Origin of the sequence: Fusobacterium sp. JB019, from assembly GCA_030673965.1 — a bacterium.
Lineage (GTDB): Bacteria > Fusobacteriota > Fusobacteriia > Fusobacteriales > Fusobacteriaceae > Fusobacterium_B.
On sequence record JAUTCN010000022.1, the window covers coordinates 1 to 18900 of the forward strand.

16 protein-coding genes are annotated in these 18900 nt (G+C 27.2%); 11 read left to right on the forward strand and 5 right to left on the reverse strand.

All coding sequences use genetic code 11. The features are described from left to right. The 5 genes from Q7K47_10195 to Q7K47_10215 all read right to left on the reverse strand — a co-directional run. The coding region (locus Q7K47_10195; protein ID MDP0507559.1) for a GTP-binding protein at positions 1 to 109 on the reverse strand (109 nt) is incomplete at its 3' end. Positions 110 to 163: 54 nt separating this feature from the next. Then, positions 164 to 2239 (reverse strand): elongation factor G, encoded by a 2076-nt coding sequence (gene fusA, locus Q7K47_10200; protein ID MDP0507560.1) that lies wholly within the window; start codon positions 2237 to 2239, stop codon positions 164 to 166. Positions 2240 to 2274: 35 nt separating this feature from the next. Then, positions 2275 to 2745, reverse strand: coding sequence for a 30S ribosomal protein S7 (gene rpsG / locus Q7K47_10205; protein MDP0507561.1), 471 nt, complete (start codon positions 2743 to 2745; stop codon positions 2275 to 2277). 35 nt (positions 2746 to 2780) lie between these two features. Then, complete coding sequence (gene rpsL, locus Q7K47_10210) at positions 2781 to 3149, reverse strand: 30S ribosomal protein S12 (GenBank protein MDP0507562.1); 369 nt, start codon at positions 3147 to 3149, stop codon at positions 2781 to 2783. A gap of 134 nt (positions 3150 to 3283) precedes the next feature. Then, positions 3284 to 5194, reverse strand: coding sequence for an ABC-F family ATP-binding cassette domain-containing protein (locus Q7K47_10215; protein ID MDP0507563.1), 1911 nt, complete (start codon positions 5192 to 5194; stop codon positions 3284 to 3286). 155 nt (positions 5195 to 5349) lie between these two features. On the opposite strand from Q7K47_10215, the gene Q7K47_10220 reads away from it, so the two are divergent. From Q7K47_10220 to Q7K47_10270, 11 genes are read left to right on the forward strand one after another with little or no spacing between them, the layout of a single operon-like run. Next, on the forward strand, positions 5350 to 6510 hold the full coding sequence (locus Q7K47_10220; GenBank protein MDP0507564.1) for a LysM peptidoglycan-binding domain-containing protein: 1161 nt from the start codon (positions 5350 to 5352) through the stop codon (positions 6508 to 6510). Between the two features lie 14 nt (positions 6511 to 6524). Next, a complete protein-coding gene (gene rpoN, locus Q7K47_10225; GenBank protein ID MDP0507565.1) occupies positions 6525 to 7760 on the forward strand; it encodes an RNA polymerase factor sigma-54 in 1236 nt (411 codons plus the stop codon). Further along, a complete protein-coding gene (gene coaE / locus Q7K47_10230; GenBank protein MDP0507566.1) occupies positions 7757 to 8344 on the forward strand; it encodes a dephospho-CoA kinase in 588 nt (195 codons plus the stop codon). The genes rpoN and coaE overlap by 4 nt, the downstream gene beginning before the upstream one ends. A 3-nt stretch (positions 8345 to 8347) precedes the next feature. Then, positions 8348 to 10510 carry a U32 family peptidase gene (locus Q7K47_10235; protein ID MDP0507567.1) on the forward strand — a complete coding sequence of 721 codons (2163 nt, stop codon included), beginning with the start codon at positions 8348 to 8350 and terminating at the stop codon, positions 10508 to 10510. Then, positions 10510 to 11007 carry a phosphatidylglycerophosphatase A gene (locus Q7K47_10240; GenBank protein MDP0507568.1) on the forward strand — a complete coding sequence of 166 codons (498 nt, stop codon included), beginning with the start codon at positions 10510 to 10512 and terminating at the stop codon, positions 11005 to 11007. The genes Q7K47_10235 and Q7K47_10240 overlap by 1 nt, the downstream gene beginning before the upstream one ends. A gap of 18 nt (positions 11008 to 11025) precedes the next feature. Further along, the gene (locus Q7K47_10245) at positions 11026 to 12234 is read left to right on the forward strand and encodes a CinA family nicotinamide mononucleotide deamidase-related protein (GenBank protein ID MDP0507569.1); all 1209 of its coding nucleotides are present in this window, start codon (positions 11026 to 11028) and stop codon (positions 12232 to 12234) included. Further along, positions 12218 to 12784 (forward strand): cupin domain-containing protein, encoded by a 567-nt coding sequence (locus Q7K47_10250; GenBank protein ID MDP0507570.1) that lies wholly within the window; start codon positions 12218 to 12220, stop codon positions 12782 to 12784. Before Q7K47_10245 ends, Q7K47_10250 begins: the two co-directional genes overlap by 17 nt. An 18-nt stretch (positions 12785 to 12802) precedes the next feature. Beyond that, entirely contained in the window at positions 12803 to 15319 is a 2517-nt protein-coding gene (locus Q7K47_10255) for a DegV family EDD domain-containing protein (GenBank protein ID MDP0507571.1), read from the forward strand. Positions 15320 to 15364: 45 nt separating this feature from the next. Next, positions 15365 to 16645, forward strand: coding sequence for an ArsB/NhaD family transporter (locus Q7K47_10260; protein MDP0507572.1), 1281 nt, complete (start codon positions 15365 to 15367; stop codon positions 16643 to 16645). A 13-nt stretch (positions 16646 to 16658) separates the two neighbouring features. Further along, positions 16659 to 17588, forward strand: a complete 930-nt coding sequence (locus Q7K47_10265; protein MDP0507573.1) for a PTS sugar transporter subunit IIA — start codon at positions 16659 to 16661, stop codon at positions 17586 to 17588. Between the two features lie 28 nt (positions 17589 to 17616). Then, positions 17617 to 18894, forward strand: a complete 1278-nt coding sequence (locus tag Q7K47_10270) for an ArsB/NhaD family transporter (protein MDP0507574.1) — start codon at positions 17617 to 17619, stop codon at positions 18892 to 18894. Positions 18895 to 18900: the final 6 nt, after the last annotated feature.

Below are 18900 nucleotides of genomic sequence, written 5' to 3' on the forward strand. Positions count from 1 at the left end.
CTAATACCTTAGAGATAGCTGCTGTTGTAGTTGTTTTTCCGTGGTCAACGTGTCCTATTGTACCAATGTTTACATGGGGTTTACTTCTGTCAAATTTTTCTTTTGCCATTTTTTTTGTCCTCCTAAATTTTTATTAATTTTAAATTTTATTTGATATAAAGAGTTATCTTCCTCTTTCTTCTTTAATAGCTTCTTGAATATTTCTAGGTACTTGAATATATTTTTCAAATTCCATAGCATAGTTAGCTCTTCCTTGAGATTTAGATCTTAAGTCAGTTGCATAACCAAACATTTCTGATAAAGGAATTTTAGCATCAATGATTTTAGCACCATTTCTATCTGTCATTCCACCAATCATTCCTCTTCTAGAGTTGATATCTCCTATGATATCTCCCATATACTCTTCAGGAGTAGTAACTTCTACTTTGAATAAAGGTTCAAGAATAACTGGTTTACATTGAGAAGCTCCTTGTTTCATAGCCATAGATCCAGCTATTTTAAATGCCATCTCAGATGAATCAACCTCATGGAAAGATCCATCATATAATGTAACTTTAACACCAACTAAAGGATATCCAGCAACAACACCATTTTCAAGCGCTTCTTTACATCCTTTTTCAACAGCAGGAATATATTCTCTAGGAATAGCTCCTCCTGTAATTGAGTTAACAAATTCAAAGTCTTTATCTTCAATAGGTTCAATTTTAATTTTAACATGTCCGTATTGACCTTTACCACCTGATTGTTTAGCGTATTTAACTTCTTTATCAGTAGAACTTGTAATAGTTTCTCTATAGGCAACTTGAGGTTTACCAACTGTAGATTCAACTTTAAATTCTCTTTTCATTCTATCAACAATGATATCTAAGTGAAGTTCACCCATTCCAGATATGATAGTTTGTCCAGTTTCCTCATCAGATTTAACTCTAAATGTAGGATCTTCTTCAGCAAGTTTAGCTAAAGCAATACCCATTTTTTCTTGGTCAGCTTTTGTTTTAGGTTCAACTGCAACAGAGATAACTGGTTCAGGGAATTCCATTTTTTCAAGAATAATAGGAGCTTCTGGGCTACATAAAGTATCTCCAGTAGTAGTGTCTTTAAGACCAACAACAGCTGCTATATCTCCACAATAAACAACATCTTCTTCAGCTCTTTTATTAGCATGCATTTGAAGAAGTCTTCCCATTCTTTCTTTTTTACCTTTAGTAGAGTTTAATACATAAGAACCTTTATTAGCAATTCCTGAGTAAACTCTAAAGAAAGTTAATCTTCCTACAAAAGGATCTGTCATAACTTTAAAAGCTAATGCAGAGAAAGGAGCGTCATCAGATATTTCTAACTCAACAACTTTATCTTCATGCTTAGGGTCAGTTCCTGATATAACACCTTTTTGAGTAGGTGCAGGCATGAAATCAACAATTACATCAAGTAATGGTTGGATTCCTTTGTTTTTAAATGCAGTTCCACAAAGTACAGGAATGATCATATTTCCAATAGTTCCTGTTCTTAAAGCAGATTTTATTTCATCAATAGAAATTTCTTCTTCACCTAAATATTTTTCCATTAAAGCATCGTCACATTCAACGATAGATTCAATCATAGCTTCTCTCATTTCTGTAGCTTCATCAATTAATTCAGCTCTGATTTCTCTTTCTTCGATGTTAGCCCCAATTTCATCAAGGTAAACTATTTCTTTCATTGTAATTAAGTCTACAATTCCTTCAAAATTGTCTTCAGCACCTATAGGTAGTTGAAGAGGAACAGGATTTGCTCCTAATTTTTCTTCGATATCGTTTACGCACATTTTAAAATCTGCTCCAACTCTATCCATTTTATTGAAGAAAGCTATCCTAGGTACTTCGTACTTATCAGCTTGTCTCCAAACAGTTTCAGACTGTGGTTGAACTCCATCAACTGCAGAGAAAACTGCTACAGCACCATCTAGAACTCTAAGAGATCTTTCAACCTCAACAGTAAAGTCCACGTGACCTGGTGTGTCTATTATATTTATTCTGTGTTTTTTCCAGAAACATGTTGTAGCGGCAGAAGTAATTGTGATACCTCTTTCTTGCTCTTGCTCCATCCAGTCCATAGTTGCTGCTCCATCATGAACCTCTCCGATGTTATGGTTAACTCCAGTATAGAAAAGAATTCTTTCTGTAGTAGTAGTTTTACCAGCGTCAATATGAGCCATTATACCAATGTTTCTAGTCATGTCTAATGAAACTTGTCTAGCCATTTAATGATTCCTCCTTGATATAAAAATACGCTAAATTAATATTTATAATGTGCGAAAGCTCTATTTGCTTCAGCCATTCTATAAGTATCTTCTTTTTTCTTGATAGTAGCACCCTCGTTATTTGCTGCTGCAATTAATTCAGCTGCTAATTTTTCGATCATACCATATTCTTTTCTTGCTCTAGTATAAGCTTTTAACCATCTTAATGCTAAAGTTTGTTGTCTTTCTAATCTTACTTCAGTAGGAACTTGATAAGTTGCTCCTCCAATTCTTCTAGATCTTACTTCAACTTGAGGTTTAATATTTTCCATTGCTTGTTTGAAAATATCGTACCCCTCTTTACCAGTTTTTTCTTTAATTAAATCCATTGCTGAATAGAATATAGATTCAGATAAAGATTTTTTTCCATCTATCATTAATGCGTTTATAGTTTTAGTAACTACCTTATCGTTATATCTAGAATCAGGTAATACATCTCTTTTTACCGCTGCTCTTCTTCTTGACATACTAAACTGTTCACCTCCTTAATTTTTATAAATTGTTATGCTTTTTTTACACCATATTTAGATCTTGATTGTTTTCTATTGTTAACTCCTGCTGTATCTAGAGCTCCTCTTACAATTTTATATCTAACTCCTGGTAAATCCTTTGTTCTTCCACCTCTTATAAGTGCGATTGAATGTTCTTGTAAGTTATGTCCTTCACCTGGAATATAACAAGTAACTTCAAGTCCATTAGTTAATTTAACTCTGGCAACTTTTCTTAAAGCTGAGTTTGGTTTTTTAGGTGTAGTAGTATAAACTCTTACACAAACTCCTCTTCTTTGTGGGTTTCCTTGTAATGCTGGTGACTTACTTGTTTCTTCTAAAGTTTGTCTTCCTTTTTTTACTAATTGATTTAGAGTAGGCATTTTACCCTCCTTCCGATTTTTTTATTTTTTTATAATTAAAAATTATATAACTTAAATATTATAGCTTTTATATAAATAAAAGTCAATTATCTTAGTGTATATAGCAGAAAACATTTTATCATATTTTAAAATATTTAGAAAGCATTTTTTAAATTTTTTAATTTAATTTCTAAATTTTCCCATTCTTCCATTGAGATCAAAATCTCATTATCTAATAAGTCTAAGTCTTTTTGGATTCTCAATAGTTCGTCTAAATTATTTTCCTTTCCTGCTAATTCGTATTTATTTTCTAAGACATTTTTTTTGTTTTCTAAAGTTTCGATATTTTTTTCAATATTAAAGGATTTTTTTTCTAAAGAAGAAATTTTGTTTTTTATTTTTTTTTGTTCTTCATAATTATTGCTTTTATTGTTGTTATTTTTAATGGGAGAATTTAACTTTGATTTACAATAATCAGTGTAGTTTCCAGAAAATTTGATAGCACCTTCTTTGTTTATTTCATAAATAGTATTTGTAACATTTTCCAAAAAATATCTATCATGAGAAACTATTAAAAGTGTTCCAGGAAATTCTTCCAAAGCTTCTTCTAGAATTTCTCTTGAATATATGTCAAGATGATTAGTTGGTTCATCAAGTATTAAAAAATTGGATTTTTTTAAGATCAACTTCATTAAAGAAACTCTTGCCTTTTCTCCTCCGCTAAGAGAAGCAATTGTTTTGAAAACATCATCTTCTGGAAAAAGAAAACTACCGGCTAATTTACGTACATCTTCTTCTCCCATAGGATAATTAAACATAAATTCATTAAGAATACTAGCTTTTAAATCAAGATTTTTATGGTTTTGATCATAGTAACCAATAGAAACTTTTTCTCCAATGTTTATATTTCCTGAATCAGAAGATAATTCGCCTATAATTATTTTTAAAAGAGTGGATTTACCTACCCCATTTTTACCAATAATTCCAATTCTTTCTCCTTTAAAAACCTCTAAATTAAGATTATTGAAAAGGTTGGTGTTTCCAAATGATTTAGATAAATTTTTAATATTTAAAACTCTGTCTGCACTAGGTTTTTCAATTTCAAATTTTAATTTCATTTTGCGTGGTTTAATTACAGGATTTTCCATTTTTTCCATACGGTTTAATAGACTTTGACGTCCTCTTGCTTGTTTTGATTTTATTCCAGCTTTATATCTTTGGATATATTCTTCGGTTTGTTTTATTTTTTCTTGTTCTTTATTAAAAGCTTTTAAAGCTCCGCTTAAAAATAATTCTTTTTGAATAACGAAGTCGTCATAATTACCTTTATATGTTTTTAAATGATGATTTTCAATTTCAAATATTTTATCAATGACATTGTTTAAAAAATATCTATCATGTGAAACTACCAATACAGCACGATTATAATCTTTTAAAAATTTTTCCAACCATTCGATAGCTAATAAGTCTAGATGATTAGTGGGCTCATCTAAAATTAAAAGGTCAGGTTCTTCTAAAAGAATTCTACTTAATGCTACTCTAGATTTTTGTCCACCAGACAAAGTTTTTATTTTTTGTTTCCAAAGTTTTTCAGGCAAACTAAGTCCATGTAATATTTGTTTTACCTTGTATTCAATAGCATATCCTTCATTGTGTTCATATCGAGATGTAACGGTAGCTAAAGTTTCCATAATTTCATCGAAATTATTAGGTTCTTCAGATAATTTTAAAGTTAAAGAAGTTATTTCATTATAGTCGTCTAAAATATTTTTAAAAACTAACATTAGCTCGTTAAAGACGGTGTTTTCATTATTTAAGTTGATGTTTTGAGAAAGATAACCTATTTTTAAATTACTTTTTTTAGAAATATTCCCTCTTTGATTATTTTCAGGATTAACATCATTAAGTTCTTCTCCTAATATAATTTTAATAAGAGTAGTTTTTCCAACTCCATTCATACCAATTAAGCCTATTTTATCTTTAGAATCTATAGAGAAAGATAAATCTTTAAATATAGTTTCTCCAGAAAAACTTTTATATAAATTATTAATATTTAATATAGCCATATTTTTTCTCCTAAAATTAATATATATTCGAAGAATATTATAACATATTTTATAAAGATAAAATATGTTTGGTAAAAAATAACTAAGAAAAAAAAGAAAGCTTGGAGGAATTATAGTATAATGTATACTGTAGAAAATAAAAAAGGGGGAATCTTTTGAAAAAAATAATATATATTCTGTTAATGGGAACCTTTCTAGGATGTTCTCAAATAGATAATTTTAAATTAAAAACTAAGAAAGAAAAAGAAGTGGATTATAATTTAGCGATTATAAACACAGGAAAAGGACAAGGCGTTTTAAATGAGGGGATTGGATATTCAAGAGTTTCAACAATTATAAAAAGAGCAGAAGACAGATATGGAAAGAAAAATGTTTTATATCTAGATGTTGGAGGAAATTTTTCCGGAACAAAGCTAGCTAATAAAACTAAAGGGGCATCTAGTGTTACTGTATTTAATGGAATAAAATTAAAAGCTACCACTTTAGGAGAAGAAGATTTTAAATATGGGTTGGATAATTTAGAACAAATCAAAGAGAAATCTAATTTTAAATTAATTGCAACAAATATAAAAAAAATAGACGGTAGCACATTTTTAGATAATTATTTAATTGAGAAAATTGGAAATAATAAAATAGGAATAATTGGATTAGTTTCTCCTAAATTTTATGAAAAATTAGAAGGAAGAGAAATAGAGAAAATATCAATAGAAGAGCCTATAAGTTCAGCTAAAACAACTATAAAATCATTTAAAAAACAAGGTGTTGATTTTATAATAGTATTATCTTCATTGGGAAATGATGAAAAAATCAATAAAGAATGGACAATTAAAAAATTAGCAGAAGAAACTAACGGAATAGACTTAATTATAGACAAAGGAGAAAATAATGATAACAGTTTTAAAATAAAAAATACTTTAATTGTTTCTTCAAGAGAAAAATTAAAATCATTAGGAATTATTCAAATAGATTTAAATGCAAGAAAAACAAATAAAAATAGAATGAATTATAGAGTTTTAAAAGCAGAAGAAATTTATAAAAATGATTTACCAGAATTAAAAATAGAGCAATATTTAGTAAAAAAAGAAGATACATTATATTCCTTAGCTAAAAAATATAAGACAACAGTAGGTGAATTGCTTAAACTTAATCCTGAAATTAAAGATGGACAAACAATAAAAATTAATCAAAAATACTTAGTACCAATTTTAAAAGAAAAATTTGATGAAAGGATTCAAGAAAACAAGAAAAACAAAACTAAACAAATAAAAATAATAGAAGATAGACAGATAAAAAAAATAATAGAAAAAATAAATTAAAAAAGGATAGAAATATGGATTTTTCTTTAAATATAAAACAAGAATTAAAATTAATATTAACTCAAAGTATGAAAATATCATTAAATATTTTAGAAATGTCTTCTTTTGATTTAGAAAAATATATTTTGAAAGAAAGCAAAAAAAATCCCTTTGTAGAAGTTCAGTATACTAATAATTATAGAAAAACTAAAAATTCTGATGGAGCTTCTCCTTTAGATTTTGCACATAAAGAAAAGAATTTAATAGATTTTTTAGAAGAACAGATAGGCTATATTCATTTAAATAATAATCAAAGGTTTTTATATACTTTTATTGTAAATAATTTAGATAATAGAGGATATCTAGGGTTGAATATAAAAGAAATAAAAAGTCTAACAAAATTTTCAACTAAAGAGATAAAAGAAGCATTAAAAAATATTAAAAAATTTGAACCAATAGGAATAGGGGCTTCAAATTTAGAAGAGTGCTTAATTATTCAACTGCATAAAAAAAATATAACTGATTTAAAATTAGAATATATTATAAAAAATTTATTAAAAGAGATAGCTTTAGGAAGACTCGAAGAAATAGGAGAAAAAGTTGAACTTTCTATTCAAGAGGTAGAGGAAAAACTAAAAATAATAAGAACATTAAATCCAATTCCTTCTCGAGGATTTTATATGGGTGATACAATAAGATATATAATTCCAGAGGCAGAGGTGAAAAAAATAGAGGGGAAGTATGCTATCATAATGAATGAGGATAGTGTGCCTAAAGTCAAAATAAATAAAAGTTTAAAACTTGAAAAAGAAAGCTCAAATGATTATTTTAATTCAGCTAATAATTTAATAAAATGTATAAAAAAGAGAAGGGAAACATTAAAAGAAATCTTAGAAATTATTTTAGAAAAACAGTATGATTATTTTTCCGAGGGAAAAACTAAAAAATTTTTGCCAATGAAACTAGTAGCAAAGCAATTAAAAATACATGAATCAACAGTATCAAGGGCCATAAAAAATAAATATATAAAAACAGAAAAAGGGGTTGAAAGGATAAGGGATTTTTTTGTTTTGGATGAACAAAAAGAAAAGGTGGATAGTATTATTGAAAAAATAATATTAAAAGAAGATAGAGAAAAGCCCGTATCAGATCAAGAAATAACAAAAATTTTAAATGAAATGGGAATAAAAATAGCTAGGAGAACGGTTGCTAAATATAGAGAGAACCTAGGAATTAAATCAACTTCAAAAAGGAAAGTGAAAAGAATATGATATTAGGATTAACAGGAGGAATAGCATCTGGAAAATCAACAGTGAGTAATATTTTAAAAAAGTTGGGAATCAAAATTATAGATGCAGATTTAATGGCAAAAAAAATTTCTAATCAAAAATATATAAAAAGAGAAATAGCCTTAAGATTAGATGAAACTTTATTGGATTCTAATTATGAAATTGATAGAGAAAAATTAAAAAAAATAGTTTTTAAAGATAAAAAAAAATTAGAAATATTAAATAGCATCTATCATCCAAGGATAAAAGAAGAATTTAAAAAAATAAAGGAAAATCATAATAAAAATGATATAATAATATTTGATGTTCCGTTATTATTTGAAACAGGGATAAATAAGTATTGTGATCTAGTCATTTTAGTTTGTGTAGATGAGGAAATTCAAATAGAAAGAATTATGAAAAGAGACGGAATAGATAAAAAGTTAGCAATAGAAATTATAAAAAGTCAAATGTCTCAAAAAGAAAAAAAAGATATGGCAGACATTATTATATATAATAATAATACTTTAGATAAATTAAAAAAAGAAACAATGAAAATAATAAAAGATATTATAAGGAGAAAATAAAAGATGAAAATAGTAGCCCCTGCTGGAAACATAGAAAGATTTTATTCAGCTATAAAATCAGGTGCAGATGAAATATATATGGGTTTAAAAGGATTCGGAGCAAGAAGAAATGCTGAAAATTTTACAGTAGAAGAAATAAAAGAAGCAATAGATTATGCTCATGAAAGAGGGAGTAGAATTTTTCTAACTTTAAATACATTAATGAAAAATAATGAGATAGAATTTTTATATACTAACTTTAAAAAGTTATATGAGTATGGATTAGATGCAGTAATAGTTCAAGATTTAGGATATTTCAGATTTTTAAAAGAGAACTTTCCAGATATTGATTATCACGGCAGTACTCAAATGACTATAGCTAATCATGTTGAAGCTAATTATTTAAAAAAAATAGGATTTAAAAGAGTTGTTTTACCAAGAGAAATGTCTTTACAAGAAATACAAGAAATAAAAGCTAAAACAGATATTGAACTAGAAGTTTTTGTATCTGGAGCTTTATGTGTGAGTTGTTCTGGAAATTGTTATATGAGTAGTTTTATTGGTGGAAGAAGCGGAAATAGAGGAATGTGTGCCCAACCTTGCAGAAAAGAATATATAGTTTCTAAAGAAAAAGGATATTTATTAAGTCCAAAAGATCAGTTGATGGGGTTAGAGGAAATAAATGAATTAAAAAAAATTGGAGTCAATTCAATAAAAATAGAAGGAAGAATGAAACAGAGTAATTATATATATGAAGCAGTTACTTATTTTAAAAACTTGTTAAATAATAAAGAAGTTGAAAATAATTTAGATTCTATATTTAATAGAGGATATTCTAAAGGATATTTAGGAAATGACCAAGAGAATATAATAAATAAAAATTATTCATTTAATGCCGGTAAAAAGTTAGGGATAATAAGTGGAAAAGAATTAAGATTAGAAGAGAAAGCTATGCTGGGAGATGGGATAACTTACTATTCTAAAGATTTTAATAATTTAGGTGGAGACTATATAAACAGGATAGAAAAGAAAAATAAAAAGGAAAAATATAAAGAAGCCTCAGTAGGGGATAAAATTATTTTATCAAAGGCACCTAAAGGATCGAAATATGTTTTTAAAAATTTTGACAAGAAAATAAATTCTCAGATTGAAAGTAATTTAAAAAATATCAATAAATTTTTAGGAATAGATTTTAAATTTCAAGGGAAAATAAATAAAAAGCCTATTCTAGAAGCTGTTGTTATTAATAGCTTTGGAGAGAAAATAAGTTCAAAATTATTAGGAGATAAAGTTTTAGAGAAAGCTTCGAAGAAGGAAGCAACAGAAAAAGATATTTCTGAAAAATTAGCAGAAACAGGAGGAACATCATTTGATGTAAAAAATATTAATGTGGAAATAGATAAGGGTATGTTTTTACCGGTGTCTTTATTGAAACAACTTAGAAGAGATGTTCTAAATAAATTAAGAGATAATTTAGTAGAAAGTTATAGAAGAAAAGTTGAAATTAAAAAGAAGTTTGTTGAAGTAGTTAACAAAGATAACTCTAAACATGCAGAAATTTCAGCAATAGTTTCCAATAATTTACAAGAAAAAGTATTAAAAAAATTAGGGATAAAGAGAATATATAAAAGAGGTTATCATGTAGCTAAAGAAAGCAATTTAGAAAATATAGATTTAAATTCTAATTTGGCAAGTAACTTATATCAAGTCTTGGAAAATAAAACCAAAGATATAACTATTAATTGGAATTTAAATATAGGAAATATTTATTCTTTACTAGAATTAGGAAGAATAAAAAATGTAAAAACAGTAATATTATCTCCAGAATTAAGTTATGAACAAATTGAAAATATAGGGCAGGTTCCTGTTAGAAAAGCAATGCTAGGATATAGTAAATTATTAGCTATGTATATAGAGAAGAGATTATTTAAAAATAACGAAATTATTGAAAGTCCTCAAGAGGATAAATTTATTTCAAAAATAAATGATTTAGGAAATAATGAAATATATTTTAATAAAAGCTTAAATGTTCTTAGTCAAGTTAAAAGATTAGGGAAAATAGGAATAGATGAAGTTGTTATTGAGCTTTTAGATGAAACAGAAGAAGAAATAAAATTTCTCATAAATAATATAAATAAAAAGGAAAATGTATATAGTCCTTACAATTATGAAAGGGGAGTATTTTAATGAGAAGAAAAGTAGTGAAAAATTTAGGAACGTGGTTTGGATTAGGAGATTTGCCAAAAGCTCCAGGGACTTTTGGGACTTTAGGAGGGATACCTGTTTATATAGGACTGAATTTAATTAGAAAGTTATTTCCTAACAATTTAGTTTTTAATTCTTTTTATTTTATGTTTTTAATGACTTTTTTTATGGTAGCAGTTTATGTTGCTAATATTTGTGAAAAAGAAATATATCATAAAAAAGATCCTCAAAATGTTGTGATTGATGAAGTTTTGGGGTATTTAACAACACTATTTCTTATAAATCCTGTAGGGTTAAAAGAAAATATAGTTGCCATAATACTTGCATTTATAATTTTCAGATTTTTTGATATTACAAAACTAGGACCAATTAATAAATCTCAAGCTTTAGGAGAGGGAGTCGGAGTTGTAATAGATGATTTTTTAGCAGGTATAATAGGAAACTTTTTATTAGTTTGTATATGGTCAATAATATTTTAAGAAGGGAGAAAAAAGGTGATGGAAGCAACACTCATATTAGTTGGAACTGAATTGTTAAATGGAGCAATGTTAGATACAAATAGCATATATATGACAGAAAAATTAAACTCTTACGGTATTTTAATAAAATATAAAATAATTGTTAAAGATGATATAGAAGAAATAAAATATGCAATAGATATTGCAAAAAAAAGTGGAGATTTAGTAATAATGTCTGGAGGTTTAGGTCCAACTATAGATGATTTAACAAAAAAAGCTGTTGCAGAATATTTAGAAAAAAAATTAATTATAGAAAATGAAGATTTAAAAAAAATAAAAAATAAATTTAAAGAAAAAAGGATTAAGTTTTTAGATGAAAATAAAAAAGAAGCAGAAAAAATAGAAGGAGCAATTTCTTTCGAAAATGAAATAGGAATGGCCTCAGGAATGTATATAGACAATATCGTTTGCTTTCCCGGAGTACCAAGAGAATTATATAATTTATTTCCTAAATTTTTAAAATGGTATTCAGAAAAGCATGAATTAAAAATAGATCAAATTTACACCAGAGATTTATTGACTTATGGAATACCGGAATCATATTTAAATAATAAGTTAAAGCGTTTATTTAAAGAGCCAAGAATAGAATATGAATTTTTAATAAAAGATTATGGAACAATAATAAGATTGCAAAGTAGAATAAGTAATAAAAACGTAGTAGAAAAAATAATTAAAAAGATATATAATGAAGTAGGTGACAAAATTTTTAGTGAGAATAATATGAAATTAGAGGAAGTGATATTAGGAATTTTAAAGAAAAAGAAATTGACGCTTTCAGTTGCAGAGTCATGTACAGGTGGAATGATTTCTTCTAAATTAGTATCGGTCTCAGGGGCTTCGGAAATTTATAAAGAAGGGTTAGTAACATATAGTAATTTATCTAAAAGTGAAAGATTAGGTGTAAATAAAAAAACATTGGAAAACTATGGAGCGGTTAGTTTTGAAGTGGCAACAGAAATGGTAAAAGGGTTAAAGACAGATGTGGGGATAGCTACAACAGGAATAGCAGGACCATCTGGAGGAACAAAAGAAAAACCAGTAGGGTTAGTTTTTATTGGTTTAAGGGTAAAAGAAAGAATAAAAATAATAAAGAAAATATTTAAAGGATCTAGGGAAGAAATAAGGGAAAAAGCTGTGTTATGTAGTTTATTTTACTTAAAGGAATTATTAGATGAAGGAAGTAATTAAGATGACTATAGGGGAAAGAATAAAAAAGCAAAGAAACGAAAAAGGTTTTTCATTAAGAGAATTAGCAAGTAAAGTTGATTTATCTGCAAGTTTTTTATCTCAGATTGAACAAGGAAAAGCATCTCCATCTATTGAAAATTTAAAAAAAATTGCAAACTGTTTAGAAGTAAGAGTAAGCTATTTGATAGAAGAGGAAGATGAAAAAATAGGTTCTTATCATTTGAAGAAAAAAGATAGAAAATATGTTGAAAGTATTGATTCAAAAACGTCAATAGCTTTATTAACATCTTCTAAAATAGAAAAGGATATGGAACCAATTATGTATGAAATAAAACCTGGAGGAGAAAGTGGGAGAGGTTTATTCAATCACAATGGAGAAGAATTCATATATATAGTGGAAGGAAGCTTAGATATATATATAGAAGATCATATTACAACTTTAAATGAAGGAGATAGTTTCTATTTTAAATCAACATTAAATCATAGATTTAAGAATAATGGAAAAAAATTGACAAAAGCTTTATGGGTAGTTACACCACCGACATTTTAAAAATATATGGAGGAAGAAATGAAAATAGAAGTAAAAGTTTTAAATGCTATGAGACTTACAAAGTTATTGATAGCGGCGAGCAGATGGCTTTCAAGACATGCTGACATATTAAATGATTTGAATGTTTATCCTGTTCCTGATGGAGATACAGGAACTAATATGTCAATGACGTTACAAGCTGTTGAAAATGATTTGGTTAGACTTAGCTATGAACCAGAAATGAATGAATTATGTGAAATAGTATCAGAGACAATTCTTTTAGGTGCAAGAGGAAATTCAGGAACAATATTATCTCAAATAATTCAAGGATTTTTGGATGGCTTAAAAGATAAAGAAGCAGTTACTGTAGAAGATGTAATAAAAGCTTTTGAAAAAGCCAAAGAAAAGGCATATAAAGCAGTAAATAATCCAGTTGAAGGAACTATGCTTACAGTTATAAGAAAAGTTTCAGAAGCAGCTAAAATTTATGAAGGGAATAAAGAGGATTTTATTCCTTTTTTAAGCTATTTAAAAAATGTGGCAGCAGATGCAGTAGAAGAAACACCAAATTTATTAGATAAACTAAAAGAAGCGGGAGTAGTAGATGCAGGGGGAAAAGGAATATATTATATTCTAGAAGGATTTGAAAAATCTGTAACTGATCCTCAAATGCTAGAAGATTTAGAAAGAATAATTCAATCTCAATCAAAAAGAAAAGAAATTTTAGATGCGAATGTATCTATTATGGACGAAATAAAATTTAAATATTGTACAGAATTTATAATTGAAAACGGAGATTTTGATTTAGAAGAATATAAAGGAAAAATAACTGATTATGGAGATTCAATGGTTTGCGCCCAGTCTTCTAAAAAAACTAAGACACATATTCATACAAATAATCCAGGATTAGTTTTTGAAGTAGCTTGTAAATTAGGAGATTTATCGCATATAAAAATAGATAATATGTCATTACAACAACATAAAAATAATTTGTTTAAAGATTATGATTTATTTAACAGTAAAAATGATAGTTTTTTAGTAAATAATAAAAATAGTAAACCGTTAGCTTTCTTTGCTATTGCTGATAATAAAGAATTAGGAGAGGAGTTTATTAAAGCTGGAGCTACGGCAGTTTTAATAGGAGGACAAACACAAAATCCAAGTGTAGCTGATATTGAAAAAGTATTGGATAAGATAGAAACAAATACTATTTATCTTTTGCCAAATAATAAAAATATAATTTCAGCAGCAAAAATTGTAGCGGAAAGATCAGATAAAGAAGTAATTGTAGTGGAAACTAAGACAATGTTAGAAGGGTATTATATTGTTGAAAATAAAGAATTAGATTTAGAGAAAGTTACAAATCAACTAATTTATAACAACTCTATAGAAATAACAAAAGCAGTAAGAGACACCAAGGTTGAATTATTAGAGATAAAAAAAGGTGATTATATTGCTTTAGTTAATGGAAAAATAAAACAAAAAGCTAAAAAATTAAGTGAATTAATAGAAATTATAAAAATAAATTATATTTCAGAAGAAACTTTAAAAGTTGTAACAGCTGTAGGAAAGCAAGCGGATAAAAATACAACTTTGGAGTTAGGGAAATTGAAAGAAATTTTGAGATATAAAGAAATGAATATTTTTCAAGAAAATTATTTTTATTACATTTATATAGAAAATAGAGATCCAAATCTTCCAGAAATAGCTATAGTAACTGATTCAACATCAGATTTAAGCAAAGATATGATAAAGGATTTAAAAAACATCGAAATAATTCCATTAAAAGTCAAATTAGATGGAAATAATTATTATAGAGATGGAGTAGATATTTCAAGTGAAGAATTTTGGGGAAAGCTTCTTACAGAAGGACAAGTTCCCAAAACATCTCAACCTTCTCCAGCTGAGTTTAAAGATTTATATGAGAAATTATTAAACAAGGGTTACAAAAAAATTATTTCAATTCATATTTCAGGAAAACTTAGTGGAACTCAGCAAGCAGCAAGAGTAGGAAGAAGTATGCTTAAAAGAGATAAGGATATTGTGATAATAGATTCAAAAACAGTCACATTTGCTTTAGGATTTTTAGTGACAGAAGCAGCAAAAATGTCAAAACAAGGAGTTGCTTTATCTCAAATTATTAAGTGGATAGAAGATAGAAAAGAAGCGATGAAAGTATATTTTGTAGTAAAAGATTTAGAATTATTACAAAAAGGTGGAAGAGTAGGAAAAACTTCAGCAACAATAGGAGGAATTTTAAAAATAAAGCCAATTCTTAAAATGGAAAATGGAGAAATAACTACAGAAACTAAGGCTATAGGAGATAAGGGAGCAATGCTTCATATGGAAAAACTGATCAAATCTAGTAAAAAATCGATTGTTTTGTATACTGGGTGGGGAGGAGAAAGAAATCAATCTTCTAATGCGGATATGCTTAAAAATATAGCGGATAAATATAAAAAAGTTGATTATAGAGGTAGGGTTGAAATAGGAGCGGTTATTGGTTCTCATGTAGGTTCTGTTTATGGAATGGGAATTATGGATAAAATAAGATAAAGAAGGACTCAATTTGAGTCCTTCTATCTTTTAGGAGGCTGGATTGTGAAAGAAAATTTGATTTTATTCGTCGGCATTTTTATATTTTTATGTACTTTTTATTTTATAGTTTCAGAAAAATATCCAAAATCAGTAATGTCTGTAGTGGGTGGAAGTTTAATGGTGTGGGTTGGAATATTAGATGAGAAGAAAGCTTTAAAAACAATAAGTTATAATCTAGAAATATTATTTTTACTTATAGGAATGATGATTATAGTTGAAATAATATCAGAGACAGGCTTATTTCAATGGGTAGCAATAAAAATAGCTCAGCTGGTCAGAGGAAATGCTATGAAAATATTAATTTTTCTTTCTTTAGTAACTGCATTTTTTTCAGCAATGCTAGATAATGTAACAACAATTTTATTGATGGTACCTATAACTATATTTTTGGTGAAAAAATTAAAGCTAGATCCCAAACCCTTTATATTAATTCAAATATTTATGTCAAATATAGGTGGAACAGCCACAATGATAGGAGATCCTCCTAATTTAATAATAGCTAGTTTAGGGGATATAAATTTTAATGAATTTATTATAAATTTAATGCCAATAATAATAATAAATATAATTATTATATTAGGTGTAGCTAGTTTTTTTTTAAGAAAAAAATTAATTGTTTCAAGAGAACTTAAAAATAGTATAATGGAATTAGATGTTTCAAGAGTAATAAAAAATAAGAGATTAATGTTTCAATCGTTAATTGTATTTTCGTTAGTAATAATTGGATTTTTAACTAATTTTTTTACTCACATGGGGTTAGCTATTATAGCTATTTCAGGAGCATTTATTTTAATATTGATAAGTAAAAAAAATCCAGAAGAAATTTTAAAAAAAATAGAGTGGGATATGATATTTTTCTTTGGAGGATTATTTATTTTAGTTCAAGGAGTAGAAGAATTAGGAATAGTTGAAAAATTAGGAGAAAAATTAGTTTTTCTAACAGAGGGTAATTTAAAGTTAACATCTAGTTTAATTTTAATTATGTCAACATTTTTTTCACCTCTGCTAGGGGCGATACCCAGTACATTATCTTTAGGAAAAATTATATTAGAGATATTGCCTAATTACAATGGAGAAACAAGAATTTTATGGTGGGCATTGTCTTTAGGGGCTTGTTTAGGTGGAAACATGACAATTGTTGGAACTGCAGCAAATATGGTGGGTGTTTCGGTAGCTAAAAAGGTTGGAATAGAAATTTCATTTAAGGAATTTTTTGGATATGGAGTAATGATAGTTTTAGAAACAACAGTTATGAGTTTAATTTATTTATATATTAGATATTAAGGAGAGGGATAATATGAAATTTTCGAGTTATTTGGATAAAAATTTAATATTTAACGGAATAAAAGGGAAAACCCAAGAAGAAGTTATAGAAAATATGTTGAAAGAAATGTCCAAAAAAGATTCTAAAATAGCAAAGAAACAAAATGAGATAAGAGAGGCTGTATTAAAAAGAGAAAGAGAAATCTCAACTGCAATAGGGAAAGGGATAGCTATCCCTCATGCAAGAATGTCTAAATTTAATGACTTTGTTGTTGCGATTGGTATATTGGAAGAACCTTTAGATGTTCAGGTCGAAGGATTAAATGAAAAAGACGAAGTTAAAGTCGTCTTTTTAATAGTTTGTGATATATTAAAAAATAAAAATATATTAAAAATAATGAGTACAATTACAAAATTAGTTATGAAATATCCTGAAATTATGGAAAAAATAAAAAATTCAAAAAATTCAGAAGAAATTTTTGATTTAATTGATAGTGCGAAACTAGAAATAGGTAAAAAAATAATAGCGGATGATGTATTGAGCCCAAATATAGATCCAGTAACTCCTGACATGACTTTAGAATATGTGGCTAAAAGACTAATTGTAGAAAAAATAGCAGGAATTCCTGTAGTTGATGAAAATAGAAATTTTTTGGGAGAAATAACTGAAAAAGAATTAATAGAATTTGGAATGCCTAAATATTATTCAGTTATGTCTGATTTGAATTTTTTAACAGTGGGAGAACCCTTTGAAGAATATTTGATTAATGAAAAGACAGCATTGATAGAAAATATATATAGAGAAAAAAGTAGTTTATGCGTAATAGATAGAAAAGCTCCTATTATGGAAATTTGTTTTATTATGATAAATAAAGGAATAACAAGGATATATGTAGTTGAAGATGGAAAGTATTGTGGAGTGATTAGAAGATACGATATAATAAAGAAAATTTTACATATATAAATAATAAATAGAAATTTTAGGAGGAAAGATGTTTTATTTAATAGCTGGGATGATTATTTTTATAGGGACATTTTATTTTATAATAACAGAAAAAATACCATCTGCATGGGCAACTATGCTAGGGGGATTATTAATGTCTTTGATTGGAATAATGAATGAGGAAGAAGCTTTAAAATCAGTTGGGGAAAGATTGGAAATATTATTTTTATTGATAGGAATGATGATAGTTGTTCATATTATTTCAGAAACAGGAGTTTTCCAATGGTTTGCAATAAAAGTAGCTCAGTTAGCTAAAGGTGAACCATTTAAATTAATATTAATGTTATCTATAGTGACAGCTATATGTTCTGCGTTTTTAGATAATGTAACAACAATATTATTAATGGCTCCAGTATCAATTCTTTTAGCAAATGAATTAAGGTTAGATCCTTTTCCTTTCGTGATGACAGAAATAATGGCAGCGAATATAGGAGGAGCAGCAACCTTGATAGGAGATCCAACTCAATTAATTATAGGACATGAAGGAAGAATAGGATTTAATGAATTTTTAATAAATACTTCTCCCATGGCTATAATAGCTATGGTGATATTACTTTTAAATGTTTATTTTTTTTATTGTAAAAAAATGGAAGTTTCAAGAGAATTAAAAGCAAGAATAATGGAATTAGATCCTAGTCGTTCTTTAAAAGACAAAAAAGTTTTAAGGATAGCATTGGTAATATTTTTATTGATTATAACAGGTTTTATTTTGAATAATTTTGTAAATAAAGGGTTAGCTATAATATCTCTTTCAGGAGCAATAATTTTAGTTGTTTTAACTAAAAAAGAACCGAAAGAAGTTTTGGAAAACGTAGAGTGGGAAACTTTATTTTTCTTTATAGGCTTATTTATGATGGTTACAGGAATTGAATATCTGCATGTAATTGGATTTATAGGAGAAAAAATAGTGAAAATAACAGAAGGAAAATTTAATTTAGCTTTAATCTTAATCACTTGGGTTTCTGCAGGGTTTACATCTATAATAGGAAATGTAGCCAATGCAGCGACAGTTTCTAAGATTATAGCAGTTATGGAACCAGCTTTTAGAAATGAGATCCATATAAAAGCTCTTTGGTGGGCGCTATCTTTTGGTTCTTGTTTAGGAGGAAATTTAACTATTTTAGGCTCAGCGACTAATGTTGTTGCTGTTGGAGCGGCTAAAAAGGCTAGTTGTAAAATAGATTTTGTAAAGTTTTTTAAGTTTGGAGCAGTTATATCTATACAAACGTTGATTGTAGCAACTATTTATTTATTAATTAGATATTAATTTAGG